Here is a 6,531-nt window from a genome sequence, read left to right as displayed (position 1 = left end):
CGGCGGCCCCGGCAAGGGCGCCGGCCCGCAGAAGGACGGCGGGTCGCGCCGCCCCGGGCGCCCGAGCGCCCTCGTGCTGACGCTGATCTCCGTGGCCGTGCTGGTCGGGCTCTTCATGCTCTTCACCGGCGTCTACACGGAGATCCTCTGGTTCAACCAGATCGGCTTCGCCGACGTGTTCTGGACCGAGATCTGGACCCGCGTGGCCCTGTTCGTGATCGCCGCGGTCCTCATGGCGCTGGCCGTGTGGCTGGCCGTCCGCCTGGCCTGGAAGGGCCGGCCGGAGAAGTCCCCGTCCGCCGGGCGGGACTCGCTGAGCCAGTACCAGCGGCAGCTCGAGCCCATGCGTCGTCTCGTGTTCGTGGCGGTCCCCGTGATCGTCGGCCTCTTCGCCGGCTCCGCCGCCATGAACGGCTGGCAGACCGTCCTGCTGTTCCTGAACCAGGAGCCCTACGGCCGGCAGGACCCGCAGTTCGGCATGGACATCAGCTTCTACCTGGCCACCCTCCCGTTCCTGGGCCTGGTGGTCAGCTTCCTGACCTCCGTGGTCCTGGTGGCCGGCATCGCCGGCCTGCTCGTCCACTACCTCTACGGCGCGATCCGGGTGGAGGAGCGGGGCGGACTCACCGTGGAGAGGTCCGCGCGCATCCACGTGGGCGTGTTCGCGGCGCTCTTCCTGCTCCTGCAGGGCGTGAACTACTGGCTGGCCCGGTACCGCACCCTGCAGTCCCAGGACGGCTCCTGGGCCGGTGCGCTCTACACGGACGTGCACGCCGTGATCCCGACCTCCGCGATCCTCGCGGTGACCGCCGTGATCGTGGCGGTGCTGTTCGTGGTGACCGCCCTGAACGGCCGCTGGCGGATCGCGCTGGTGGGCACGGCGGTCCTGGTGATCACCTCGCTCGTGGTCGGCGCCGGCTACCCGTTCCTGGTGCAGCAGTACCAGGTGCAGCCGTCCGAGCGCTCCCTCGAGGCCGAGTACATCCAGCGCAACATCGAGATGACCCGTGAGGCGTACGGCCTGGACCACGTGGAGACCACCAACTACGAGGGCGCCACCGACGCCGAGGCCGGAGCGCTCGCCGGGGAGTCGGCGAACACGGCGAACATCCGCCTGATGGACCCGAACCTGCTCTCCCAGACCTTCGGGCAGCTGCAGCAGTTCCGCCCGTACTACACCTTCCCGGAGACCCTGCACGTGGACCGCTACGACGTGGAGGGCGAGACCCGGGACACCGTGGTGTCCGTCCGCGACGTCAACGTCAGCCAGGACCAGTCCTGGGTGAACCGCCACATCGTGTACACCCACGGCTACGGCATGGTCGCCGCGGACGCCTCCGAGGTGGCCGCGCAGGGCCGCCCGAAGTTCCTGCTCTCCGGCATCCCCACCACCGGCGTGCTGGCGGACGAGGACAACTATGAGCCGCGGATCTACTTCGGCACCAACTCGCCGCAGTACTCCGTGGTCGGCGCCCCGGAGGGCGCGCCGGCGAAGGAGCGCGACCGCCCGCAGACCGCCGACTCCGGCGAGGACACCGCCTACACCTTCTCCGGCGACGGCGGCCCGTCCGTGGGCAACCTGTTCAACCAGCTCGCGTACGCGGTCAAGTTCGGCTCGACGGAGCTCGTGCTGTCCTCGGACGTGAACGAGGCCTCCCAGATCCTTTACGACCGCAACCCGGTGGACCGTGTCCAAAAGGTCGCGCCCTTCCTGACGGTGGACTCGAACGCCTACCCGGCGATCGTGGACGGCCGCATCCAGTGGATCGTGGACGCCTACACCACCTCCGACGCCTTCCCGTACTCGACGGCCCAGGCCCTGGGCGAGGCGACCACCGACGCCCTGAACCGCAACGAGCAGTTCAACCTCACGGGCCAGGTGAACTACATCCGCAACTCCGTGAAGGCCACGGTGGACGCCTACGACGGCTCCGTGAAGCTCTACGCCTGGGACACCGAGGACCCGCTGCTGAAGGCCTGGCAGAAGGTCTACCCGGACGTCATGCAGCCGTACTCGGAGATGAGCGCCGAGCTCATGGACCACGTCCGCTATCCGGAGGACATGTTCAAGGTGCAGCGCGAGCTGCTGGGCCGCTACCACGTGACGGACCCGGACGACTTCTACGAGAACAACGACGCCTGGTCCGTCCCCGCGGATCCGACGCAGAAGGACGAGAAGGTCAAGCAGCCGCCGTACTACATGACCATGCAGATGCCCGGCCAGGACGAGGCCGCGTTCTCGCTGACGTCGACCTTCATCCCGCAGATCACGCAGGGCGCCCAGCAGCGCAACGTGCTCTACGGCTTCCTCTCCGCGGACGGGGACGCCGGCACCGGGGAGGACGGCGAGAAGAAGGACTCCTACGGCACCCTCCGCCTGCTGGAGCTGCCGCGGCAGACCACGGTCCCCGGGCCGGGGCAGGCGCAGGCGAACTTCGACTCCAACGACAGTGTGTCCCAGGAGCTGAATCTGCTCCGTCAGGGCGCCTCGGACGTGATCAACGGCAACATGATCACGCTTCCGGTGGCCGGCGGCATCCTCTACGTGCAGCCGGTGTACGTGCGGTCCTCGGGCCCCACGTCGTACCCGACGCTCCGCAAGGTCCTCGTGTCCTTCGGCGACAAGGTCGGCTTCGCGGACACCCTCGAGGAGTCCCTCAACCAGGTGTTCGACGGCGACTCCGGCGCGGTGACGCCGGAGGAGCAGCAGGAGTTCGACGAGGGGGAGACCGGCGGGGGCGAGTCCGGCGACGGCTCTCAGGAGGGAGGCTCCGGCGACGGCGAGCAGGGCGGGGACACCCCGGCCCCGGTCGGCTCGGACCTGGAGACGGCGCTCAAGGACGCGCAGGACGCCATCGAGCGCGGAGAGGAGGCCCTCGCCGAGGGCGACTGGGCCGAGTACGGCAAGCAGCAGGATCGCCTGAACAGGGCCCTCGAGGCGGCCATCGCCGCCGAGGAGGCCGCACAGGGCGGCTCCTCGGACGGCGGGGAGTCGTCGGAGCAGTCCGACGCGCCGGAGTCCTCCGAGGAGTCGGACGGCGAGCAGGGCTGACGCCCGCTGAGCCCCACGACGACGGCCCCGGCCTCCGTCTCCCGCGTCACCGCGGGGCGGGGCCGGGGCCGTCCCGCGTCCGTGGTCAGGTCTCCGGGGTGTGGTGAGGATCTCGTCGTCTGATGCGCCCTCGATTTGGCGTGCCGGCTCCGGGTGTGTAAAGTAGAACAAGTCGCCGCGGGGTGGAGCAGTTCGGTAGCTCGCCGGGCTCATAACCCGGAGGTCGCAGGTTCAAATCCTGCCCCCGCAACGAGACAGGCCCCCAGGACTTCGGTCCTGGGGGCCTTGTGCATGTCTGGAAGGGCTCCACAGCAGGCGAGCGGGGCGGGCAGGTGGCCGCAGGCGCACGACGGCCCCCCGGCCAGGATGCCAGGAGGCCGTCGGGCCGTGCGGGGGAGCGCCGTCGTCGGGCCCCTCCGCTGGAACGGACTCAGTTCTGGGTGCGGGCGCCGGTCTCGGTCTGCTCCGCGGAGTAGTCCACGGAGAGCTCGGCGTCCTCGGAGCCCGAGCCGGAGGTCAGCTCGGACGGCTGGGAGTCGCCGGCCTTGAGGGCGGCGAGGCGGGCCTCGACCTCGGTCTGCTCGCCCAGGTCCTCGAGGGACTCGAACTGGGAGTCCAGGGAAGAGGCGGCGAGCTCCTGCTGGCCGCGCACGCGGGCCTCCTCGCGGCGGACCTTCTCCTCGAAGCGGGAGACCTCGGAGGTCGGGTCCAGCAGGTCGATGGACTTCACGGCGTCAGCCACGGCGGACTGGGCCTGGGCGGACTTGGCGCGGGCGGTCAGCTCGTCGCGCTTCGAGACCAGCTGCTGGCGCTTGACCTTCATCTGGTCCAGGCCGGTCTTCAAGCGCTCCACGATCTCGCGCTGCGAGGTGATGGTCGGCTCGGCGGCCTTGGCCTGGCGCTCGGCGTCCATCTGGCGCTCGATGGCGACCTTCGCGAGGTTGTCGAACTTGGTGGCGTTCGCGTCGTCGCCGGAGGAGCGGAACTGGTCGGCCTTCTGGGAGGCCGCCAGCGCCTTCTGGCCCCAGCTGCGCGCGGCGTCCTGGTCCTCGCGGTAGTCGTCCTCGATCATGCGGAGGTTGCCGATAGTCTGGGCGACCGCGGCCTCGGCCTCGGCGATGTTGTTCGTGTAGTCCCGGACCATCTGGTCCAGCATCTTCTGCGGGTCCTCGGCCTTGTCCAGCATGGCGTTGATGTTGGCCTTCGCCAGGGTGGAGATGCGGCCGAAGATGGACTGCTTGACCATGGTGATTCCCTTCTGTGGTGCCGGTGTCATGAGCGACCGACGCGGTGTACATCGTGTGTCGGCCCCCTCGGGCCGGGTCCGCGGCCCCTCACGGGGCGGCGGGCCGGTCCGGCGGACCGGAGATCTGTGGTGCGGCGTGCGCCGCGCAGGACGGGTGTCCCGGAGGGTCAGAAGCTGCCTCCCGAGATGTCGCCGAAGCCGCCGAAGTCCCCGCCGGACAGGCCGCCTCCGCCGAACCCGCCGAAGCCCCCGCCGCCCCAGTCGGAGCCGCCGGAGCCGGAGTTCAGGATCGAGTTGATCAGGATGCCGCCGAGCATCGCGCCGCCCAGGCCCGAGCCGAAGGACGAGCCGCCGCGGCGGTACCGGTCCGCCCCTCCGAAGCCGTGGCCGTAGCCAGCGCCGCCGTACTGCATGCCGAAGGTGGTCACGTCCCGCCGTGCGAGCTCCGAGGCGCGCTCGGCGAGGTCGGAGGCGTGGTGGGCGGCCTCGAGGGCCTCTGCCGGATCGGAGTTTCGCATGCCGCGGGCGGCGTCCAGGGTCCGGGCCGCCTCGGACAGCTTCGACCGGGCCTCCGGGCCCACGGCGCCGCGGCGGGCGGAGATGAAGTCCGCGGTGCCGTCGATCTGTCCCTGGGCGTGGTTGAGGGCGGACGGCAGCATGCGGGAGGCCTGCATGGCGTGCTCGCGGGCGTCACGGACGCCGGCCAGCGGAGCGTTGAGCTGACGGTGCGCGGCCTCGAGCCGGTGGATCAGGTCGACCGGGTCCGGCCGGCCGGCGTCCATCTGGGTGCGGACGTCCTGGAGCACGGCCTGCAGGCCGCCGATGGGGCCCGCCAGCTCCGGGTTGCGGCCGGAGTCCACCACGGCCTGGGCCTCGGCCACGTCCTGACGGGACTGGGCCACGCCCTGACGCAGATGCTCCATGGTCTCGGACAGCGTCGACTCCGAGCGGCGCACGGCCTCGGTGAGGGTGCGGACCTGGTCCAGCGCCTCCTCGGCGGCGCGGACGGCCAGGGCCGCGGTCGGCCGGTCTCCGGACTCCCACGAGGTGCGGGCCTTGTCCTCCGCGGTCTGCACGAAGTCCAGGCGCTCCCGGGCCTGCTCGGCGTTGTCGCCGACCTCGGCGAGCGCGGACTCGGCGTAGGAGGAGTGCAGGCGCACCAGGGTCTGCTCGGCCTCGGTCACCTTCTGCTCGGCGGCGGGGACGGCCGTGTCGAGCTCGGCGAGGGCGTCCGGGACGCGGTTCTCCAGGTCCCGGAGCTGCTCGAACTCCTTCTGGTGGGCGCCGAGGGCGGTGCCGACCTCGTCGCAGCGGCCGATGATCTCCTTGAGCCAGCGGCGCTGGTCCTCCTCGGTGTCCGGGATATCGTCCTCCATCTGCTGCTGCAGCTGGAAGGAGGCCCGCATATGGTCCTTCGCCTTGGCGATGTCCTCGCGGAACGTGGCGATGGCGTCCGCCCCGTAGGCGGCCTCGGCAAAGCCCATCTCCTGCTCGGAGGAGCGGATCGCGTCGTCCGCGGCGACCAGCCTGGAGCCGGCCTTGGTGCGCAGCTCCTCGAGGGGCATCTCGTCCAGCGGGTCCTTGGGTGCGGCGGGCGCGGCAGCGGTCTGACCGCGGCGGGCGTCCTTCGTCGAGTCCTTGCGCGAGCGCTTCCACACGAGATAGCCGCCGGCGCCGAGGCCGGCGGCGGTCTGCGCGAGGTCGTCCACGGTCACGAGGTACTCGCGCCAGGACCAGTCCTCCCCCGGGTGTCCGGCGCCGGAGTAGGCCCAGCCGCCGGGGCGACCTCGGGCCACGGGTCGATCCACACGGTGCGGTCCTCCCAGCCGGGGACGGCGGCGGTGGCACCGACGACCGCCACGGTGCCGGTGTGCCGGCGCAGCGTCACCTCGTGGGCGAAGCGCATGCGCATCAACCAGTCCAGCAGTGCGTCCTCGTCCGCCCGGTCCAACACCAACCAGCAGGCCGAGCCGTCCTCGAGCAGGTGGACGCCGTGCTCGATGCGGCCGTTGGCGTCCAGGAAGAGCGCCTCGGTGCTGGTGCCCGGCTTCGCCTGGGACAGGTGCTGCGTGGTGAGGGTGTGCAGCCACTCGAGGCGGTCGGGGCCGGAGACGGACAGCACGGCCCGGTGGGACAGGTCCACGAGGGCCCTGCCGCGGTCCAGGGCGCGCTACTCGCGCAGCGGGGCCCCGTAGTGGGCGGCCACGCCGGCCTCGGGCCCTCGCCCTCGACC

General features: G+C 71.3%; 4 protein-coding genes and 1 tRNA gene. 2 read left to right on the top strand and 3 right to left on the bottom strand.

Features of this window, described 5'->3' with window-relative positions:
* Both AC2W7A_RS07860 and AC2W7A_RS07855 read left to right on the top strand, forming a co-directional pair.
* The coding region (locus AC2W7A_RS07860) for a UPF0182 family membrane protein (protein ID WP_485990869.1) at positions 1-3,052 on the top strand (3,052 nt) is incomplete at its 5' end.
* A gap of 176 nt (positions 3,053-3,228) precedes the next feature.
* A tRNA-Met gene (locus AC2W7A_RS07855) sits at positions 3,229-3,302 on the top strand.
* A gap of 180 nt (positions 3,303-3,482) precedes the next feature.
* On the opposite strand, the gene AC2W7A_RS07850 is transcribed toward AC2W7A_RS07855, so the two are convergent.
* The 3 genes from AC2W7A_RS07850 to AC2W7A_RS07840 form a co-directional block, all read right to left on the bottom strand.
* Positions 3,483-4,298 (bottom strand): PspA/IM30 family protein, encoded by an 816-nt coding sequence (locus tag AC2W7A_RS07850; protein WP_485990868.1) that lies wholly within the window; start codon positions 4,296-4,298, stop codon positions 3,483-3,485.
* A 167-nt stretch (positions 4,299-4,465) separates the two neighbouring features.
* Positions 4,466-6,094, bottom strand: a complete 1,629-nt coding sequence (locus AC2W7A_RS07845; RefSeq protein WP_485990867.1) for a TPM domain-containing protein — start codon at positions 6,092-6,094, stop codon at positions 4,466-4,468.
* The gene (locus AC2W7A_RS07840) at positions 6,010-6,441 is read right to left on the bottom strand and encodes a hypothetical protein (RefSeq protein ID WP_485990866.1); all 432 of its coding nucleotides are present in this window, start codon (positions 6,439-6,441) and stop codon (positions 6,010-6,012) included. The genes AC2W7A_RS07845 and AC2W7A_RS07840 overlap by 85 nt, the downstream gene beginning before the upstream one ends.
* Between the last annotated feature and the right edge of the window lie 90 nt (positions 6,442-6,531).

It is taken from the genome of Micrococcus sp. LASM2_SD2 (genome assembly GCF_057364565.1).
The sequence above is the reverse complement of the archived record's forward strand: the minus strand, read 5'-3'. Positions and strand labels throughout refer to the sequence as shown.